The 17,528-nt window shown below is 65.9% G+C and carries 10 protein-coding genes and 1 pseudogene; 3 read left to right on the top strand and 8 right to left on the bottom strand.

Annotated features, from left to right (window positions below):
* Window positions 1-71: 71 nt before the first annotated feature.
* Window positions 72-2,051, bottom strand: coding sequence for a maltotransferase domain-containing protein (locus tag JWQ81_RS33605; RefSeq protein ID WP_297547817.1), 1,980 nt, complete (start codon window positions 2,049-2,051; stop codon window positions 72-74).
* A gap of 419 nt (window positions 2,052-2,470) precedes the next feature.
* Complete coding sequence (glgX, locus tag JWQ81_RS33600; RefSeq protein WP_297547816.1) at window positions 2,471-4,588, bottom strand: glycogen debranching protein GlgX; 2,118 nt, start codon at window positions 4,586-4,588, stop codon at window positions 2,471-2,473.
* Window positions 4,589-5,261: 673 nt separating this feature from the next.
* On the opposite strand from glgX (JWQ81_RS33600), the gene JWQ81_RS33595 reads away from it, so the two are divergent.
* Entirely contained in the window at window positions 5,262-6,170 is a 909-nt protein-coding gene (locus JWQ81_RS33595) for a DUF222 domain-containing protein (RefSeq protein ID WP_297547815.1), read from the top strand.
* A gap of 119 nt (window positions 6,171-6,289) precedes the next feature.
* On the opposite strand, the gene treZ is transcribed toward JWQ81_RS33595, so the two are convergent.
* The 4 genes from treZ to malQ are packed head-to-tail and all read right to left on the bottom strand — an operon-like array spanning window position 6,290 to window position 14,438.
* On the bottom strand, window positions 6,290-8,017 hold the full coding sequence (treZ, locus tag JWQ81_RS33590; protein WP_297547814.1) for a malto-oligosyltrehalose trehalohydrolase: 1,728 nt from the start codon (window positions 8,015-8,017) through the stop codon (window positions 6,290-6,292).
* A complete protein-coding gene (gene treY, locus JWQ81_RS33585) occupies window positions 8,014-10,314 on the bottom strand; it encodes a malto-oligosyltrehalose synthase (RefSeq protein WP_297547813.1) in 2,301 nt (766 codons plus the stop codon). The genes treZ and treY overlap by 4 nt, the downstream gene beginning before the upstream one ends.
* Window positions 10,311-12,449, bottom strand: coding sequence for a glycogen debranching protein GlgX (glgX, locus tag JWQ81_RS33580; RefSeq protein ID WP_297547812.1), 2,139 nt, complete (start codon window positions 12,447-12,449; stop codon window positions 10,311-10,313). Before glgX (JWQ81_RS33580) ends, treY begins: the two co-directional genes overlap by 4 nt.
* Window positions 12,450-12,494: 45 nt before the next feature.
* Window positions 12,495-14,438 carry a 4-alpha-glucanotransferase gene (malQ, locus tag JWQ81_RS33575; RefSeq protein ID WP_297547811.1) on the bottom strand — a complete coding sequence of 648 codons (1,944 nt, stop codon included), beginning with the start codon at window positions 14,436-14,438 and terminating at the stop codon, window positions 12,495-12,497.
* 250 nt (window positions 14,439-14,688) lie between these two features.
* Between malQ and eno the strand changes: the two genes are divergently transcribed.
* Window positions 14,689-15,972 carry a phosphopyruvate hydratase gene (gene eno, locus JWQ81_RS33570; protein WP_297547810.1) on the top strand — a complete coding sequence of 428 codons (1,284 nt, stop codon included), beginning with the start codon at window positions 14,689-14,691 and terminating at the stop codon, window positions 15,970-15,972.
* Window positions 15,973-16,042: 70 nt separating this feature from the next.
* Here the strand turns inward: eno and JWQ81_RS33565 are convergent, their stop codons facing one another.
* Together JWQ81_RS33565 and JWQ81_RS33560 are read right to left on the bottom strand one after the other, a co-directional pair.
* Entirely contained in the window at window positions 16,043-16,486 is a 444-nt protein-coding gene (locus JWQ81_RS33565; RefSeq protein ID WP_297547809.1) for a GNAT family N-acetyltransferase, read from the bottom strand.
* A pseudogene (locus JWQ81_RS33560) lies at window positions 16,483-17,009 on the bottom strand (response regulator transcription factor). Before JWQ81_RS33560 ends, JWQ81_RS33565 begins: the two are co-directional and overlap by 4 nt.
* A gap of 166 nt (window positions 17,010-17,175) precedes the next feature.
* On the opposite strand from JWQ81_RS33560, the gene JWQ81_RS33550 reads away from it, so the two are divergent.
* A complete protein-coding gene (locus tag JWQ81_RS33550; protein WP_297547841.1) occupies window positions 17,176-17,403 on the top strand; it encodes a hypothetical protein in 228 nt (75 codons plus the stop codon).
* Window positions 17,404-17,528: the final 125 nt, after the last annotated feature.

The following is a 17,528-nucleotide window of genomic DNA, read 5'->3' as shown; positions in this document are numbered from 1 at the left end:
GGGGGTGCGTTCGATCCGCCCCTGCGTACCTTGTGGACGCGGGGTTGTCTACGGGACTGTCTTGTCCCGGGCTAGATAGCGAGCCGGCGTTGTACGCCGACGACGTGAGCGACCGCGCGCCAAGGTTCGAGGCGCACGTAGTTGGCCTGTCCCCAGTCCCACGTCTCGCCGGTGACCTCGTCGTGCGCGATAAGCCGCTCGTGCCACTCGAAGCCCAATGAAGGCAGATCGAGCCAAAGAGTGCCTTCTTGCGCCGCTCCGGGGTCGAGGGTGACCACGGTGACCACGGTGTCCCCGGTTTCCGGATCCTGTTTCGAGTAGGCCAAGAGTGCGTCGTTGTCGATGTGGTGGAAGCGCAGCGTTCGCATCTGGTGTAGTGCCGGGTGCGCTCGCCGTGCGGCGTTGAGCCGGGTCAACCACGGCTCAAGGGACCGGCCCTCGGCCAGTGCGCCGGCGAAATCACGTGGCCTCAACTCGTACTTCTCCGAGTTGAGGTACTCCTCACTGCCTGCGCGGACAGGTTCGTGTTCGAACAGTTCGTAGCCTGAGTAGACACCCCAGGTGGGCGACAATGTCGCCGCGAGCGCTGCCCGCAGCGCGAACATGCCGGGACCGCCCGTCTGCAGGGATTCGTGGAGGATGTCCGGGGTGTTGACGAACAGGTTCGGGCGACCCTGCTCCCAATGCTCGACCAGGTCGACGCCGAATTCGATCAACTCTTCCTTCGTCGTGCGCCAGGTGAAGTAGGTGTAGCTCTGGGTGAAACCGAGCCTGGCCAAACCCCACAGGCGTGCTGGGCGGGTAAACGCCTCGGCGAGGAAGAGCACATCCGGGTACGCGTCCTTGACCGACTTGATCAGCCAGGCCCAGAAGTCCGGTGGCTTGGTGTGGGGGTTGTCGACCCTGAAGATCCGGACCCCGTGGCCCACCCAGTGGAGTACTACCCGCAACACCTCGGCATAGATGCCTTGGGGATCGTTGTCGAAGTTGACCGGATAGATGTCCTGGTACTTCTTCGGAGGATTCTCCGCGTAGGCGATCGAGCCATCAGGTCGGGTGGTGAAGAACTCGGGGTTTTTCACCACCCAGGGATGATCAGGAGCGACTTGCAGGGCCAGATCGAGCGCGACCTCCATCCCCAGTTCTGCCGCGCGCGCCACGAAGGCGTCGAAATCGGAGATCGTGCCGAGCTCGGGGTGGATGGCGTCGTGTCCGCCTTCGTCCGAACCGATCGCCCACGGGGAACCGACGTCTTCGGGCCCGGTGATCAAGGTGTTGTTGGGACCCTTGCGGTTCAACTGGCCGATCGGATGGATCGGGGGAAGGTAGACGACGTCGAAACCCATCTTCGCCACGCGGTCCAGCGCCGCGGCGGCGGTGGCGAACGTGCCGTGCACCGGCCGACCAGCCTCGTCGGTGCCGCCGGTGGACCGGGGGAAGAGTTCGTACCAGGCACCGAAAGCCGCACGTTCGCGGTCGACCCATACCTTCAGCGGTTTGCCTTTGGTGATGAGTTCACGAACCGGGTGTTCGTACATGACCTCCCGCACCGCCGTCGACGATGCTGGTCCTACGCGCTCGGACAGTGAGAGCTCGTTGTCGCGCAACGCCGTTGCCGCGCCGGCCAGTGTCATCCGCTCGAGTCGTCGGCCCGGGCGTCGCGACACCCTGTCCAGCAGCAGTGCCCCCGACTCCAGATCGTTGGCGAGTTCGGCAGGTCCCTGGCCGGCTGCGATCTTGACCTCGACGACGTGACGCCAAGTGGCCCACGGGTCGCTCCAAGCGTCCACCCGATAGGTCCACAGGCCTTCGGTATCCGGGACGATCATCGCTGCGAACGCATCGAGCCCGGTGCCCTGCTCCACCATTCGGGTCTGTCTGGCAACCCGGTCGTGGGGGCCTCTCCAGGACACCGTCGCCGATACGGCGTCGTGTCCTTCGCGCCACACCGTGGCTGTAACGGGAATGTGTTCGCCCACAACGGCTTTAGCCGGGTACCGACCACAGCTCACCGCCGGGGCCACGTCGTCGATGCCGAGCCGACCCGTCATGCGCAGCGCCCCTCTCGCCCATGGTGACGCGACATTGCCGCGGCCCTGCTCAGTCTGCCCGGTTGGGTCAGGAGGCTTGTCACCGGGGACTCTTGTTTGCGGTGTACCCGTTCTCCAGTTGGCTCACACTTCCTTCCTCAGCTGCCTGCTGCCGGCGACTGGTGTCCAAAGTGGTCACTGAGCGGTAATGGAGCCGTCATCTGCGTGTCACCCGTCCGGACGAAGACGGTTCCTGCGTGCCCGATTTTGGTCATTCGAGTGACGATCGCGTGTAGTGGGCTGTGCCGGCAGCGTGAGGCTCAGGCGATTTGCGGCACGTCTTCCGGTGAACTGCAACGGGCTGCGGAACGCGGGTGGCGGGCGACTACCGGTTGGTAACTGCTCCCGTTGCTTGTCGTCCTGCCGCCCTGTCCTCGTACTCAGCGTGGGGCGCAGAGGAGAAGCAACGACCTGCCTGGCAGGGTCACGCGACTGCCGGCTTTGAGTGCGCCGGGGTTGGCGGGGCTGCCATCGCGAGTGCTGGTGTCAAGCTTCGGGTCAAAGGTGACGCCGTACTCCGGCCCCGGCAATACGACGTCGACCGGCGATTCACCCGAGTGGAGCAGCAGTAGCCACGAGTGGTCCTTGATCACCTCGCCGTCGCGGGTTCGGGACTGGCTGTTCGAGCCGTCGATCCACATACCGAGGGTATGGCGGCGCTCGTCGAACCAGGTCGTTTCAGCCATCTCTTCACCGTCGGCCGAGAACCAAATCAGGTCAGGATCGCCACTGGGGGTTGTGCGGCCTTCGAAGAACTCCGGCTGCCGCAGCGCTGGGCTGTTGGCCCGCAGGTGCACCGCCCGTCGCGCGAACGCGAGCATCGATTCCGCGTCGGTGGACAAGTTCCAGTTGACCCATGACGTCTCGTTGTCCAGACAGTAGGCGTTGTTGTTGCCTTGTTGGGTGCGCCAGATTTCGTCCCCGGCGGTCAACATCGGAGTACCGGTGGAGAGCAGGAGGGTCGCGAACAGGTTGCGGGCCTGCCTCGCGCGAAGTTCCAGCACCTCGGGATCGGTGGTCTCCCCCTCCTCACCATGGTTCCATGAACGGTTGTCGTTTGTTCCGTCGCGGTTCTCTTCGCCGTTCGCTTCGTTGTGTTTGTTGTTGTAGGACACCAGATCCCGCAGGGTGAATCCGTCATGGGCAGTGATGAAGTTGATCGACTGCCACGGGCGCCGCAGGTCGTCGGCGTAGAGGTCCGACGACCCTGACAGCCGGTATGCGAGGTCGCGGACACTCCGATTGCCCCGCCAGAAGTCACGGACGTCGTCGCGGTAGATGCCGTTCCACTCCGTCCACTGCCTGCCGAACTCGCCCACGCGGTATCCGTCGCCGGTTGCGTCCCACGGTTCGGCGATCAGTTTGCAGCGCGACAGGATCGGATCCGTGGTGATCGCGGTCAGCATCGCCGAGTCGCGGTCGAACGCGCCGCCGCCAGGACGTCCCAGAGTGCTCGCGAGATCGAAGCGGAAGCCGTCTACTCCCAGCTCCGCCGTCCAGTAGCGCAGCGAGTCGGTCACCAGCCTCACGACGGCCGGAGAACCCGCGTCCAGCGTGTTACCGCAGCCCGTGATGTCGGCCATGTCCCCGTTTGGCGAGTGCAGGTAGTAGGCCGGCGCGTCGAGTCCCCGGAAGCTCAATGTCGGTCCGTCAGGACCACCTTCGCACGTGTGGTTGAACACGACGTCGAGCAGGACCTCGATGTTGGCCGCATGGAGTGCGGCGACCATGGTCCGGAACTCCTCGATCTCACGACCCGGTTCGCTTGCGTAGCCGGCGTGCGGTGCGAAGTAGCCCAGCGGCGAGTAACCCCAATAGTTGTGGCGGCCGGCACTGACTAGGGATGGTTCGTCTGCGAAGGAGTGCACGGGCAGCAACTCGACCCCGGTCACGCCGAGCCTGACCAGGTGTTCGATCGCGGCCGGATGGGCGAGGCCCAGATAGGTCCCGCGCAGCGCCTCGGGAACACCCGGGTGACGCTGGGTGAAGCCCTTGACATGCAGTTCGTAGAACACGGACTCTTCGAAGGGCGTTTCCGGCTTGATGCCCGTGTCAGGACCGCCGGGGGAACTCACGACCGACAGCGGGACGCTCCCGAGCGAGTCGATCAGCGACTCGGGCCCACTGGGGTCGCCGACGTAACCTACGGCGGCGTCCATGTCTGTCAGCCGGCCCGCAATCTTCCTGGCGTAGGGATCCACCAGCAGTTTTGCCGGGTTACAGCGCAGGCCGCGGGAGGGGTCGTACGGGCCATGCACCCGATAGCCGTACTTCTGGCCAGGGGTGACCCCCGGTACCAGACCATGCCACACGCCGAACGTTCGTTCGATCAGATCGATGCGTCGTTCAGAGCCGTCGTCGCTGATGAGGCACACCTCGACGGCGTCGGCGACAGCTGAGGTCACGGCGAACCGGACACCTCCTGCCTCCGAGTGCGCGCCCAAGGGGAACGGTCGGCCGGCGAGTACGAGAGTGTCGGACGCTGGTCGGGTAGCCATCCCCCGATACTTCCAGGGATCTTCACCGAAGTGTGCTGTTACCCCCATGGTCGGCTCCGTGAGGTGCCTGGCGGCCAGCGAGCAGGACGAGCGGCAGGGCGGTGCTCGACCCGATGAGGCGGCTAGGTGCGGTAATCACCACAAGCGGTTGATAAGCCAGCCGCAAGCCACCGAGACGTCGATCTTCACGGTCGGTGGCTTGCAGTCGCGAGAGAGTCAGCGGCTCGCTGGCCACGCGCATCGTTCAACTGGAGGCCGAAGTGGTCGGGCTGCGCACGGGCGGTGCAGGCCCGCGCGGCGATCGGCCAGGCGACAGCTCTGATGGAGCCAATCTCGAGTGCGCCCCGCAGGATGTCTCAGCAGCAGAACGTCAAGTTGCACCTCGATGCGAGCAGGTTGGTAGCCGCGTTCGAAGCGACCCGTCACGGAGACCTGCAGCCTCGCTCAACGGACGACGAGGTACGCGAGGGTCAGTTGCTATGGGAGCGTCTTGCGAGAACTCGGCCGGCTCAAAGGATTCTGCTCACGAATGACGCCTGCGGATCGAGCGCCTGGCCCGGTACGAGTGCTTTCGAGTCGTGTTCCGTCCCTGGGCCCGACAGTCGAAACATCACGCTTATGGGTGACGTGCGCAAGGCGGATTCTGTCGGTGCCCCTCAGTATGTTCGAACGCGTGATCGAACAAAGAAGACCTGAAGCGAAGTCGAGCCCGGACCCACCGGGGCTCGACGTCAACGCGCTGTTCGCGGTGGTTGTGGATGAGTTGGACCAAGACGATGCCTTACGGATGGTTCAGGTGATCGGAAAGGCGCAGGCGATGCTGGACGCTGTCCGGCTGCGTGTGCTGGGTCGGTTCTCCGCGCTGCGTGGTGATGACCCATCGGCTCTGAAGTTGGTGGCATGCACGGAAAAAGTCAGTACCGCCAGAGCCAGCCGGGACCTCGCGCTCGCGCGCAGCGTGAGGAACCGCCTTCCGCGGGTGTTCGCGGCTTTGGAGTCAGGACAGCTTGGAGGTGATCGCGTTGCCCAGATCGCCCGTGCTACCCACTCGTTGTCCACCTCCCGGTGCCGAGAGGTGGATCAGGCACTGCTTCCACGAGCTCGTGAGAAGACCCCAAGCCAGCTTGCTCACCTGCTGCGCGTTGTGATCGCGCAGATCGATCCGGTCGGTGCCGCCCGCCGGGCCGAAAAGCGCACGGCGGAGCGGCGTGTGTCCGTCGGGCGGGGTTCGGGTGGAATGTCGTGGCTGCGTGCGCTGCTTGATACCGACGAGACTCTCGCGGTGTACAAGCGGCTTGACGCGATCGCCCAAGACGTCCATAGAGGTGGGGATCGTCGGTCTCTCGATCAGTTGCGGGCTGACACGGTCCGGGACCTCCTGCTGGGGAACATGTCCAGTCGAGTCGTCACACACGTCTATGTACCGTCGGCGGGGCACGATCCCTCGCTCGGCCCAGATGCCGGGGCCGAGCCGCTCCGAACTCATCGAGGGGGCTCCCACCGGTCGGGTCGAATGTCTTCGTCGGGAGGCAAGACCGCGCGCAGGGGTTCGCGCAAGAACAAGGTCGGCAAGCGGCGATGAATATGCTTGCCTGTGGTGCTCGTGGGGCGGAATGTGCGACCGATTGTTAAGCCGGTGAATCAGGGTGGGGTGGCTGTCAGAAAACCCAGCCGGAGCCACTGCCAGGCTCCGGCTCTCGATCACCGGGCCGGTGAAACCGTCAGAAGCACAAACGACTCGGCAGGCACGCGAACCCCGTTGCCAGACAGGACTGCGTCTCCCCAGGACAGCAAGACCTCCTTGCTGTCACCGTCGAGCGGCACGGTCGCAGACTTGCGACTGAGATTGCATACGAGTCTGATGTTGCCGCGATGCAATGCGATCCACGAGTCGTCCGATGCGTGATGAACCGTGAGTGTGTCCAGCCTGGGGTTCGCCAGTACGGGGTGATCTCGTCGCAGGGCGATCAGCGATCGGTAGAGGCCGAGTATGTCGCGATGCCCGGGCTGGGTTAGTTCGGTCCATTTCAGCCGAGACCGCTCGACAGTCGCCGGATCCATGGGATCCGGCACGTCGGCTTCGCCCCAGCCGTGACGGCCGAATTCTCGACGACGCCCGGTGCGTACCGCCTCGGCGAGCGCGGGATCAGGAAAGGAGGCGAAGAACTGCCACGGAGTACTGGCTGCCCACTCCTCGCCCATGAAGATCATCGGCGTGTAAGGCGAACAGAACACAATCGCAGCACCACAGGCCAGCAATCCAGGGGAAACCGTCGCGGACAGCCTGTCACCGGTCGCCCGGTTGCCGATTTGATCGTGGTTCTGCAGGTAGGCCAGGAAACGGTGACCAGGGATGCGATGGGTATCTACGGGGCGACCATGGGTGCGCTCACGGAAGGAGGACCAACTGCCCGCGTGAAAGAATACTTCGCGCAATGTGCGTGCGAGTGCGCCGGGAGCGGCGAAGTCCTCGTAGTAGCCGCCTGTTTCTCCCGACAATGCGACGTGCAGGCTGTGATGCATATCGTCAGACCATTGGGCGTTCAAGCCGTAGCCGCCGGCTTCACGTGCTGTTACGAGCTTCGGGTCGTTCAGGTCGGACTCGGCTATGAGCGTCAATGGGCGTGCGAGGTTGGCTGACAATGCCTCGACTTCTGTGGCGAGCTGTTCGAGAAGGTGTACCGCTCGCCGGTCGACGAGTGCGTGAACGGCGTCGAGGCGCAGAGCGTCGACATGGAAATCGCGGAACCAGCTCAACGCGTTGTCGATCACGTACCGGCGTACTTCGTCGGAGTTCGGGCCGTCCAGGTTCAGGCCGGGTCCCCAATCGTTCTGCCCGGCGAAGTACGGGCCGAAACGACCCAGATATGCCCCGGACGGGCCGAGATGGTTGTAGACCACGTCGAGTGCCACGCCGAGGCCTCGTGCGTGGCACGCGTCGATAAGCCGTTTGAAGCCGTCAGGTCCGCCATATGGCTCGTGAACAGCGCCCCACAGCACACCGTCGTAGCCCCAGCCGTCCGTGCCATCGAACGAATTGACCGGCAGCACCTCGACCAGGGTGATGCCCAGCTCCACCAGGTGGTCGAGCTTTCCTATCGCCGCATCGAAGGTACCTTCCGGGGTGAACGTGCCGATGTGCAGCTCATAGACGACGCTGCCCGGCAGCGCACGACCGGTCCACGACTGGTCAGTCCACAGAAAGGTGTTGTGGTTGTAGACACGCGATGGCTTGTGTACGCCGTTCGGTTGCCACGTCGAACGTGGGTCGGGGAGGGCTGTGTCGTCGTCATCGAGGAGGAACGCGTAGTCGGTTCCGGACAAGTCTGCCGTCCACCAGCCCCCGGTGGCGCGGGTCATGGCGTGGACCCTTCCATCGACCTGCAGTCGGACGCGTTCCTGGGCTGGTGCCCATACGGTGAAGGTCACGGTTCACCTCGGACGAGCAGCGCAACGGGAAAGCGGTCGAGAAGCGCGGTCAAAGCGGGCAGGCGACTTTCGACCGAGCGGTCTGTCAGCACGTCGATCCACGTTCCGGACCCTGCCGGCAAGGGCAGGACTGTGTCGCGCCAGCCGCCGCCGGCCTCCAGCTGCGCCGGCAGTCGAGTGGCGACCACGACCAGGTCCGAGCTTCGAGTGAACGCGATGGCGTGGTCGGCAGCGTCTCCTGCTGCGTGGATGGCCCGGTAGCCGTGGAACAGGGCGGGACGGTCACGGCGAAGTGTCAACGCCCGGTGCGTCACCAGCAGTTTCGCCGCGCCGGTGTCGTCGACTTCGGGCAGCCACCCAGTCGAAATGCGGCCGAGGATTTCGCGGCGCCGGTCATAGTCCACCGGTCGTCGGTTGTCGGGATCGACCAGCGATAGGTCCCACAGCTCGGTTCCCTGGTAGACATCGGGGACGCCCGGCGAGGTGAGCTGGAGCAGCTTCTGTCCCAGACCGTTCGACCAGCCATGGTGGGATACCCGCTGCACGAATCCGGCGATCTCGGCTGCGAGTTCCTCGTCACCGAGGACCTCGTCCGGCCAGGCCGCGACGGCGCGCTCGAACGCCTCGTCGTGGTCGACCCAAGTCGTACGGACTTTGGCTTCCTTGGCGGCTTTGTCGAGATAGTCGCGCAACCTGGCCGGGCTGATCGGCCAGGCGCCGATCAGGGTCTGCCAGGCGAGCAGATTCAGCGACGGCTCGTCTATGCCATGCTTCGTCGACCAGGCAGTCACCGCGGCGGCGAATTCGCCGGGTAGCTCGGAAAGCACAGCCAACCGGGCACGGACGTCTTCAGAGCGTTTCGTGTCGTGGGTGGTGAGGGCGGTCATCGTCGAGGGCCATCCAGCCTCGCGCGCTGCGGCCAGGGAGTGGAACTCGTCGACTCCGACGCCGAAGACGTCCGGCGAGCCGCCGACCTCGTTCAAAGCAGCGAACCTGGTGTACCGGTAGAACGCGGTGTCCTCTGTGCCTTTCGCCACGACCATGCCGGACGTCTGCTGGATGCGGGTGGCCAGCTCATCTGCCGGAGCGTCTCGAACTTGGCTGTCCAGCGCGTCGAGTACTCCGACGAGGTCGGGTCGGGCTTCTCGGACGCGGCTTATCGCCGCACTCCAGTTCGGCTCACCCTCGGGCAGATACGAGCGGTACACATCGAACCCGATCATGATCTCGGCGACCGCTTGGCGTATCGCCTCGACGCCGAAGCTGTCGCAGCCGTCGATGAGGGCGGCGATCCGCCGGACCTCGGCCACCAGGATCGTGTCCGTGACCAATCGTCGCGTCGTGTCCTCGCACTTCGCGAAGTCCGTCGGAACACCGAGCTCGCCTGCAAGATCGGTGAAATCCGGAGCGGCCGAGGCGTCGACGAACACGCCGCAGATCTCTCGCAACGCGTCGTAGCCCGTAGTCCCGTCCACCGGCCAGCTGGTGGGCAACGCCTCGCCGGGATGCAGGATCTTCTCGACCACCAACCAAGCGTCGGGCGCTGCTTCCCGAAGTCGTCGCATGTAGGCACCGGGATCGGCCAGCCCGTCCGGATGGTCGACGCGCAGCCCTGTTACTTCGCCGGCCGAGATCCACCGCAGCACCTCGTCGTGGGTGGCGTGAAAGACCTCTGGGTCTTCCACGCGTGCTGCGGCAAGAGTGGTGATGTCGAAGAACCGCCGGTAGTTCAGCTCCGCATTGCCCCGCCGCCAATCAACCAGCTCGTAATGCTGGCGGTCGTGCACTTCCTCCGGTGAACCGCCTTCAGTGCCAGGGGCGATCGGGAAGCGGTGGTCGTAGTAGGCCAGCTCCCCGTCCTCGATCGAGAGCTCTGATACGGCGTCGGCTGAGCCGAGCACCGGCAGCAGCAGGCGTCCACGCGACCAGTCGATGTCGAAGTACCCGGCATAACGGGATCCCTGGCCGTCGCTCAGCACGTCCCACCACCACGGGTTGGCCCGGGGGACCTCGACGGAAAGGTGGTTGGGCACGATGTCGACGACTAGACCAAGCCCCGCTTCGCGTAGCGTGCCCGCCAGTACGAGCCGCTGTTCCTCGCCGCCCAGTGCGGGGCGTGCGCGGGTCGGATCGACGACGTCGTAGCCGTGTGTCGATCCGGGAGCGGCGTCCAGCACCGGCGACGCGTACAGCGCGCCGACGCCGAGCGCTCGCAGATAGTCGACGAGGTCCGCGGCGTCGGAGAATGTGAACTCCGGCCGGAGCTGTACCCGATAGGTCGAAGCGGGAACCGTCACTGAGCTGCCTGCTCGGTCTGCTTGGCGCGCCGCAGCACGACCAGTGACCGGGCCACGACCTTGAGCGTTCCCCCGGCCACGGCTGCTTGCTGACCAGGTTCGGCGGCCACCTCGCCGGTTGACGTATCGACCACCACCGTCCACTCGCGGCCGTAATCCTCGCCGGGCAAGGTCATCTCGATATCCTCGTAGTGGGCGTTGAAAGCCATCAGGAACGAATCGTCGACGACGGGCATCCCGCGCTGGTCGAGGTCGGGAATGCCTTCGCCGTTGAGGAACACGACGACCGCTTTGCCGAAGGCGTCGTCCCAGTTCTGCTCGGTCATCTCCTCGCCGGCCGGGGTGAACCAGGCGATGTCGCGGAGCTCGTCGCCCTTGCCGATCGGCTTGCCGGCGAAGAACCTGCGGCGGCGGAACACCGGATGCTGTTTGCGCAGGCTGGTCAGACCGGCGGTGAATTCGATGAGTCCCTTGTGCTCCTCGGCGAGCGACCAGTCAACCCAGGACAGTTCGGTGTCCTGGCAGTAGGCGTTGTTGTTGCCTTGCTGGGTACGGCCCATCTCGTCACCGTGCAGCAGCATCGGTACGCCTTGGGAGAGCAGCATCGTGGCGAGGAGGTTGCGCCGCTGCCGTTCACGCAGCACGTTGACTTCCTTGTCTTCGGTCGGGCCCTCGACTCCGCAGTTCCACGACCGGTTGTCGTCGGCGCCGTCGCGGCCGTCCTCACCGTTGGCCTCATTGTGTTTCTCGTTGTACGACACGAGGTCGTTGAGGGTGAAGCCGTCGTGCGCGGTCACGAAGTTGATCGACGCGAACGGGCGGCGGCCGTCGTCCTGGTACAAGTCGGAGGATCCGGTGATCCGTGACGCGAACTCGCCCAGCGTCGCGGATTCGCCCCGCCAGAAGTCGCGGACGGTGTCGCGGTACTGCCCATTCCATTCGGTCCACAGCGGCGGGAAGTTGCCGACCTGGTAACCACCGGGACCGACGTCCCATGGCTCGGCGATCAGCTTCACCTGGCTTACCACCGGATCCTGCTGCACGAGGTCGAAGAATGTCGACAGCCTGTCGACGTCGTAGAACTCGCGCGCCAGCGTGGCGGCGAGGTCGAACCGGAAACCGTCGACGCGCATTTCTGTCACCCAGTAGCGCAGCGAGTCCATGATCAGCTGCAGCGTGTGAGGGCTCCGCACGTTGAGGGAGTTCCCCGTACCGGTGTAGTCCATGTAGTACTTCGGATCGTCCTCGACGACCCGGTAGTACGCGTCGTTGTCGATGCCGCGCATGGACAACGTCGGGCCTAGGTGGTTTCCCTCGGCCGTGTGGTTGTAGACGACGTCGAGGATGACTTCGATGTTCGCCTCGTGGAAGGCGCGCACCATGCCTTTGAACTCCTGGACCTGGCCGCCTTGGTTGGACAACGCCGCGTAGGCGTCGTGCGGGGCGAAGAACCCGATGGTGTTGTAGCCCCAGTAGTTGCGTAAGCCTTTTTCGGCGAGGCCGTGGTCGGTCAAGAACTGGTGCACCGGCATCAGTTCGATCGCCGTCACACCCAGGTTCTGCAGATGCTCGATGATCGCCGGGTGCGCGAGACCGGCGTAGGTGCCGCGTAGCCGCGCGGGGACTTCGGGGTGGTTCATCGTCATGCCCTTGACGTGGGCTTCGTAGATGACCGACTCGTTGTACGGCGTCTTCGGCTGTCGGTCGTTCGCCCAGTCGAAGAAGGGGCTCACCACCAGCGAGTACGGCACGTGTCCGGCCGAGTCCGCGTCGTTGCGCTCCTCCGGTGAACCGAACTTGTAGCCGAACAGCGACTCGTCCCAGTCCACGCCGTGGGAAACGGCCTTGGCGTACGGGTCGATCAGCAGCTTGTTCGGGTTGCAGCGCAGGCCGCGTTCGGGATCGTGCGGCCCGTGCACGCGGTAGCCGTAGCGCTGACCGGGGCCGACGCCGAGCAGGTAGCCGTGATGCACGAAGCCGTCGACCTCGGGCAACCTGGCCTTGGTCTCCTTGCCGTCGTCGTCGAACAGGCACAGCTCGACGAAGTCGGCGACTTCGGAGAACAAGGTGAAATTGGTGCCGACACCGTCGTAGGTGGCGCCGAGCGGGTAGGGCGTTCCGGGCCAGGGCCGCACGTGTTCTCCTCAGGCGGTCGGGGGCTTAAAGGTACCCAAGCCGGGTCAGGGCATCCGACGGGCGGCGCGTAGCGGCGCGACCGCCGCTCGTACCCGCTCGTCGTCGAAGAACTCCTCGATGGTGACGGGGAGGGGGATACGCCAGTTCGGATACTGGTCGATCGTGCCGGGCAGGTTCGGCTGGCGGCGTTCGGCGACCACGTCGGCGGGTGAGGTCAGGACGAGGCGCGATGATGCGGAAGCCAGGAGCGCGTGCAGCGCGACGACCAGGTCATCGGTGGGCACCTCTTCACCGTGCAACAGCGCTATGAGTGCTTCTCGGTCAGCCATCGCGTCGGCGTATTCCAGGTCTGCCGGGCGGTCGAGCAGCCCCAGCTCAGCACGTACGCGGACGTGTTCGGCGGTGAGCCAGCCGGACACCGTCGGCAGGTCGTGGGTGGAGATGCTCGCCATCGTTTCGGGCTCCCATCGGCGAGGCGGGACGAACGGGCGCCCGGCCGAATCCCAGTCGCGCTGGAACCACAAGACGGCCGAGCTGAGTACGCCGCGGTCGTGCATGGTCTCGGTGACCTCGGGCTCGATCGTGCCGAGGTCTTCGCCCACCACGACGGCGCCGGCGCGATGCGCCTCGAGCGCCAGGATTCCGACCATCGCCTCGGCGTCGTAGTGCACGTAGGTGCCGCGGTTCGCCGGCTCGCCCGGCGGGATCCACCAGAGCCGCCACAGTCCGGCGATGTGGTCGATCCGGATACCGTCGGCATGGTCCAGGACTCCGCGCAGCACGTCCCGGAACGGGGCGTAGCCCAGCTCGGCGAGGCGGTCGGGCCGCCACGGCGGCAGGTTCCAGTCCTGGCCCTGCTGGTTGAACGCGTCCGGCGGCGCGCCCACCCGGACCTGCGCGGCGAAGGCGTCGCGAAGTGCCCAGGTGTCGGCGCCTCCGGGGTGGACGCCGACCGGCAGGTCGTGCACGACGCCCACGGGCATGCCGGCTTCCCGGGCTGCGCGCCGCACGTCATCGAGCTGACCGTGGCAAAGCCGCTGCAGCCAGACATGGAACGCCACCGCGTCGGCCAGCTCATCACGAGCGGCGGCGACCGCGGAACCGCCCGGATCACGCAGGGTTTCCGGCCATTCACGCCAGTCCGCACCGTGTACCTCCGCCAATGCGCAGTAGGTGGCGAAGTCTCGCAGGGCGAAGCCGTCTTCGATGCCAGAGGACTCGTGGAACGGCCACAACAGTCGCAACGCGGCCCGTTTGGCTTCCCAGACGGCGTCGTAGTCGATCAGTTCGGTGTTCTTCGGCGGCTCGAGGGCGAGCACGCGCGCCCGGGTGGCGTCGTCAGCGCGCTCGAACTCCACGGTCGCGGAAACACGCAGGTAGAGCGGGTTGGCGAAGCGGCGACTCGACGGCGAGTAGGGCGACCGCTCGACGGGGTGGGTGGGACTGATCGCCTGGACCGGGTTGACCAGTAGCACCCCGGCGCCCAGTTCGGCGCCCGAGCGGTGGGCCATCGTGGCCAGGTCACCGAAGTCGCCCATACCCCATGATCCGGCCGAACGCAGCGAGTAGAGCTGCAGCATCCACCCCCAAGCGGGCGGGACCTCGGGCAGGCGATGCGGTACGACGGCGAGCACCACGGACTGTCCGGCGGTCTCCACCCGATGCCAGCCGAGGGGCACGTCGGCGGGGATGACTCCGTCGAGGGTGCGGCGGGTGCCGTCCTCCAGGTGAAGGATGGCCGGTACGCCGATTTCGCGTGATGCGCCCGCCTTGACCACCAGCGTGGGCGGCAGGTCGGCGGCGGCGCGAGTGGTGCGGACGGCATCGAGTTCGCGGGTGACCGATTCCGGTGTGGATGCGTCGACGTCGAACTGCGCGAGGATCGCGACGACGACATCGTCGTCGACCTCCACTTCGCGCTGGTCCGCGTTCTCGTAGCGGGTCGCGACCCCGTAGGCGGTGGCGAGGTCGGCGAGGTCGGTGTGCACGGGGACAGCATTCCCGCACGGGGTCCAGGCCCGCCACACGGGTGTGCGGTCACCACCCGAAGGACACCTGCCGGATTAGTGTCCACAATGGATTCTGCGGCCGCCGAGGTCGGCCAATACCACAGATTATCGGGGTACGCGAACAGTTGCCGGACCGCTATGCTGCGGTCGCACCTTCCGCGGGCTCATCGGCGAGCCGACCGGTGTCCATCATCCCGGTTCATTCAGTCGTATTCGAATGAGGAGTCACATGACAGCCATTGTCCGTGTCGTCGGCCGCCAGATCCTGGACAGCCGCGGCAACCCCACCGTCGAGGTCGATGTCCGGCTGGCGGACGGGTCGATCGGCCGCGCTGCGGTGCCTTCGGGAGCGTCGACCGGGACCAAGGAGGCGGTCGAGCTCCGTGACGGCGACAAGGGGAGCTACCACGGCAAAGGCGTCCGCAAAGCGGTCGAGGCGGTCAACGGAGAGATCGCTGACGCGGTCAAGGGGTTCGACGCCGAGACCCAGGCCGACATCGACCGGGTCATGATCGAACTCGACGGCACTCCGAACAAGGCGAGGCTCGGCGCGAACGCCACTCTCGGCGTGTCGCTCGCGGTGGCCAAGGCGGCCGCGGCGGCGCACGCGGTTCCGCTCTACCGCTATGTCGGCGGGGTCTTCGCGCACCTGCTGCCGATGCCGATGATGAACATCATCAACGGCGGCGCGCACGCCGACAATGCGCTCGACTTCCAGGAGTTCATGATCGCGCCGGTCGGTGCGGAAACATTCGCCGACGCGGTCCGGATCGGCTCCGAGGTGTTCCACACACTGCGAAAGTCCCTCCACGAGGCTGGGCACAACACCAACGTGGGGGACGAGGGCGGCTTCGCGCCGAACCTCGGGACCGCCGACGAGGCGCTCGAATTCGTCACCGCCGCGATCGAGAAGTCGGGGTACATCCCGGGCGAGGACGTCGCGCTCCTGCTGGACCCCGCCGCGTCCGAGTTCTACGGCGACGGCGTCTACGACTACAAGGGCGAGGGGCGCAAGCGGTCGATCGAGGAGCACGTCGCGTATCTCACGGAGCTGGTCAACCGCTTCCCGATCGTGTCGATCGAGGACGGTATGGCGCAGGACGACTTCGCGGGCTGGAAGTCGCTGACCGAGACCATCGGCGACCGCTGCCAACTGGTCGGCGACGACGTCTTCTGCACCAACGTGAAGCTGCTGAAGGACGGGATCGACCGGGGCATCGCGAACTCGATCCTGGTGAAGGTCAACCAGATCGGCACGTTGACCGAGACGCTGGACACCGCGAACACCGCGTTCAAGGCCGGTTACACCGTGGTGATGTCGCACCGGTCCGGCGAGACCGAGGACACCACGATCGCGGACCTCGCCGTCGCGATCAACTGCGGCCAGATCAAGACCGGTTCGCTGTCACGGTCCGACCGGACCGCGAAGTACAACCAGCTCATCCGCATCGAGGAGGAGCTCGGATCTGAAGCCGTCTATGCGGGACGCAACTCGCTCAGCCGCGTCGGCTGAGCAAAATTCGGGTGCCGCGGCCGGGATTTCCGATTCCTGCCACGGCTCCGGGTGCGCAGGACGTGCCTCGTCAGGCCAACGACCGTTTGAGATAGACAGCTGTGTCTTCGAACCCCAGCCGCAGGTAGTAGTCCCTCGCCCGGCGGGTGGGGACGGTGACTTCCACTGCACCGCCCGCTCGCGCCCGGTCGACGACGGCGAGGACCAGCTCACCGCCGATGCCCTCGTTTCGAGAAGCCGGGGCGACCATCAGTTCCTGTAGTTCGACGATGGGCCCGTTGGCGTGGAGCGTCAGCAGCCGGAAGGCGAGCGCGTAGCCGACGACCTCGTGGTGCCTGCCGGCTTCCGCTACCAGCAGGTCCGCTGCGCCGGACGCAGTCAGCCGCACCAGTTCCGGGAACGTCGTGTCGAACGCTGTCAGCAGGGGGCGGTGGCTGGTCGCGAACCCGGTCAGCAGTGCGAAGACCCGTTCGGCATCACCGGCCACGGCGGCCCTGACCAGTATCCGGGTCATCGCGCCTGCAGGTAGGTCAGGGCTGTGCGGACCCGGCGGTTGTCATCGTCGGAACGTTCGAGGTGCGGCTTCGTGAAGATTCCGTTGATGTGTTTGGTGACGGCACTGATGGACAGGAACAGCCGGGCGGCGATGGCGGTGTTGGACCGGCCTTCCGCGAGGAGTCGCAGAACGTCGTGTTCCCGGGGCGTCAACCGGGCCAGCCGGTGGTCCGCCGGGCGATGGGTGAGTAGCTCGGACACGACGTCCGGACGTAGAACTGTTCGACATGCTGGGAGAGCACCAGCGCCGGCAGGCCGGGGACGAGGCGTCGAGCCGTGAGAGCTGCTCGCAGGCCTTCGTCGGTGAACGTCGGTGGTAGTCGGACGTCGACGACGGCGACGTCGGGCCGATGACGGACCATCGCTTCGAGGAGCGCGGGACCAGTGTCGACCGCCGCCGTGACAGTGATGCCCGCGGATTCGAGCAGCCGGATCAGACCTGTCCAGAGGAGGTACTGGTCTTCGGCGAGGACAACTCGCACGGAATCTCCAAGGTCGCGACGGTCGGGCCGCCTGAGGGGCTGGTGATCTCCAGTGTGCCGTCGAAGCTCGCGATCCGGCGCTGGACGCCTCGCAGCCCGGTGCCTGTGCAGCGTCGACGCCGCCAAAGCCTTGGTCTGTGATCGTCACCCGTAGCCGGCTTCCGTCATGGCTCGCGGTGAGGGCGGCGTCGACCGCGGTACTCGTGCTCGCCTCGATGGCGTTGTCCCTGGGGTCGCGCTGATCACCGGCGATCAGCGGGCACTGCTCGCCAGGGAAAGCTGGCTGACCGGTGCGCTGGGGCTCTGGATCCTCGGGTCGTTGGCACTGGCTCGACCGTTTCTTCTCGACGTCGCGATCAAAATCAGCCGTCCGGGTGCGGGGGGCGCGACTTGACGCCCTGTGGCGCCTTGAACCCAAGTTCCGAAAGTGGCTGGTGCTGGCCAGCGTCGCTTGGGGTGTCGCCTTTCCGCTCGACGCGGCGGCCCGGGTCGTGGTGGCCTACGCGCTGCCGTCGACAG

This window comes from Amycolatopsis sp. (assembly GCF_025464955.1).
Taxonomy (GTDB): domain Bacteria; phylum Actinomycetota; class Actinomycetes; order Mycobacteriales; family Pseudonocardiaceae; genus Amycolatopsis.
This window is presented reverse-complemented; position numbering and strand designations above follow the sequence as displayed.

What these genes read in the sequence shown, in the direction of transcription:
- JWQ81_RS33605 (WP_297547817.1), bottom strand. Translation starts at nt 2,051, where the DNA reads ATGACGGGTCGGCTCGGCATCGACGACGTGGCCCCGGCGGTGAGCTGT.
- glgX (WP_297547816.1), bottom strand. Translation starts at nt 4,588, where the DNA reads ATGGCTACCCGACCAGCGTCCGACACTCTCGTACTCGCCGGCCGACCG.
- eno (WP_297547810.1), top strand. Translation starts at nt 14,689, where the DNA reads ATGACAGCCATTGTCCGTGTCGTCGGCCGCCAGATCCTGGACAGCCGC.
- JWQ81_RS33565 (WP_297547809.1), bottom strand. Translation starts at nt 16,486, where the DNA reads ATGACCCGGATACTGGTCAGGGCCGCCGTGGCCGGTGATGCCGAACGG.
- JWQ81_RS33550 (WP_297547841.1), top strand. Translation starts at nt 17,176, where the DNA reads ATGGCTCGCGGTGAGGGCGGCGTCGACCGCGGTACTCGTGCTCGCCTC.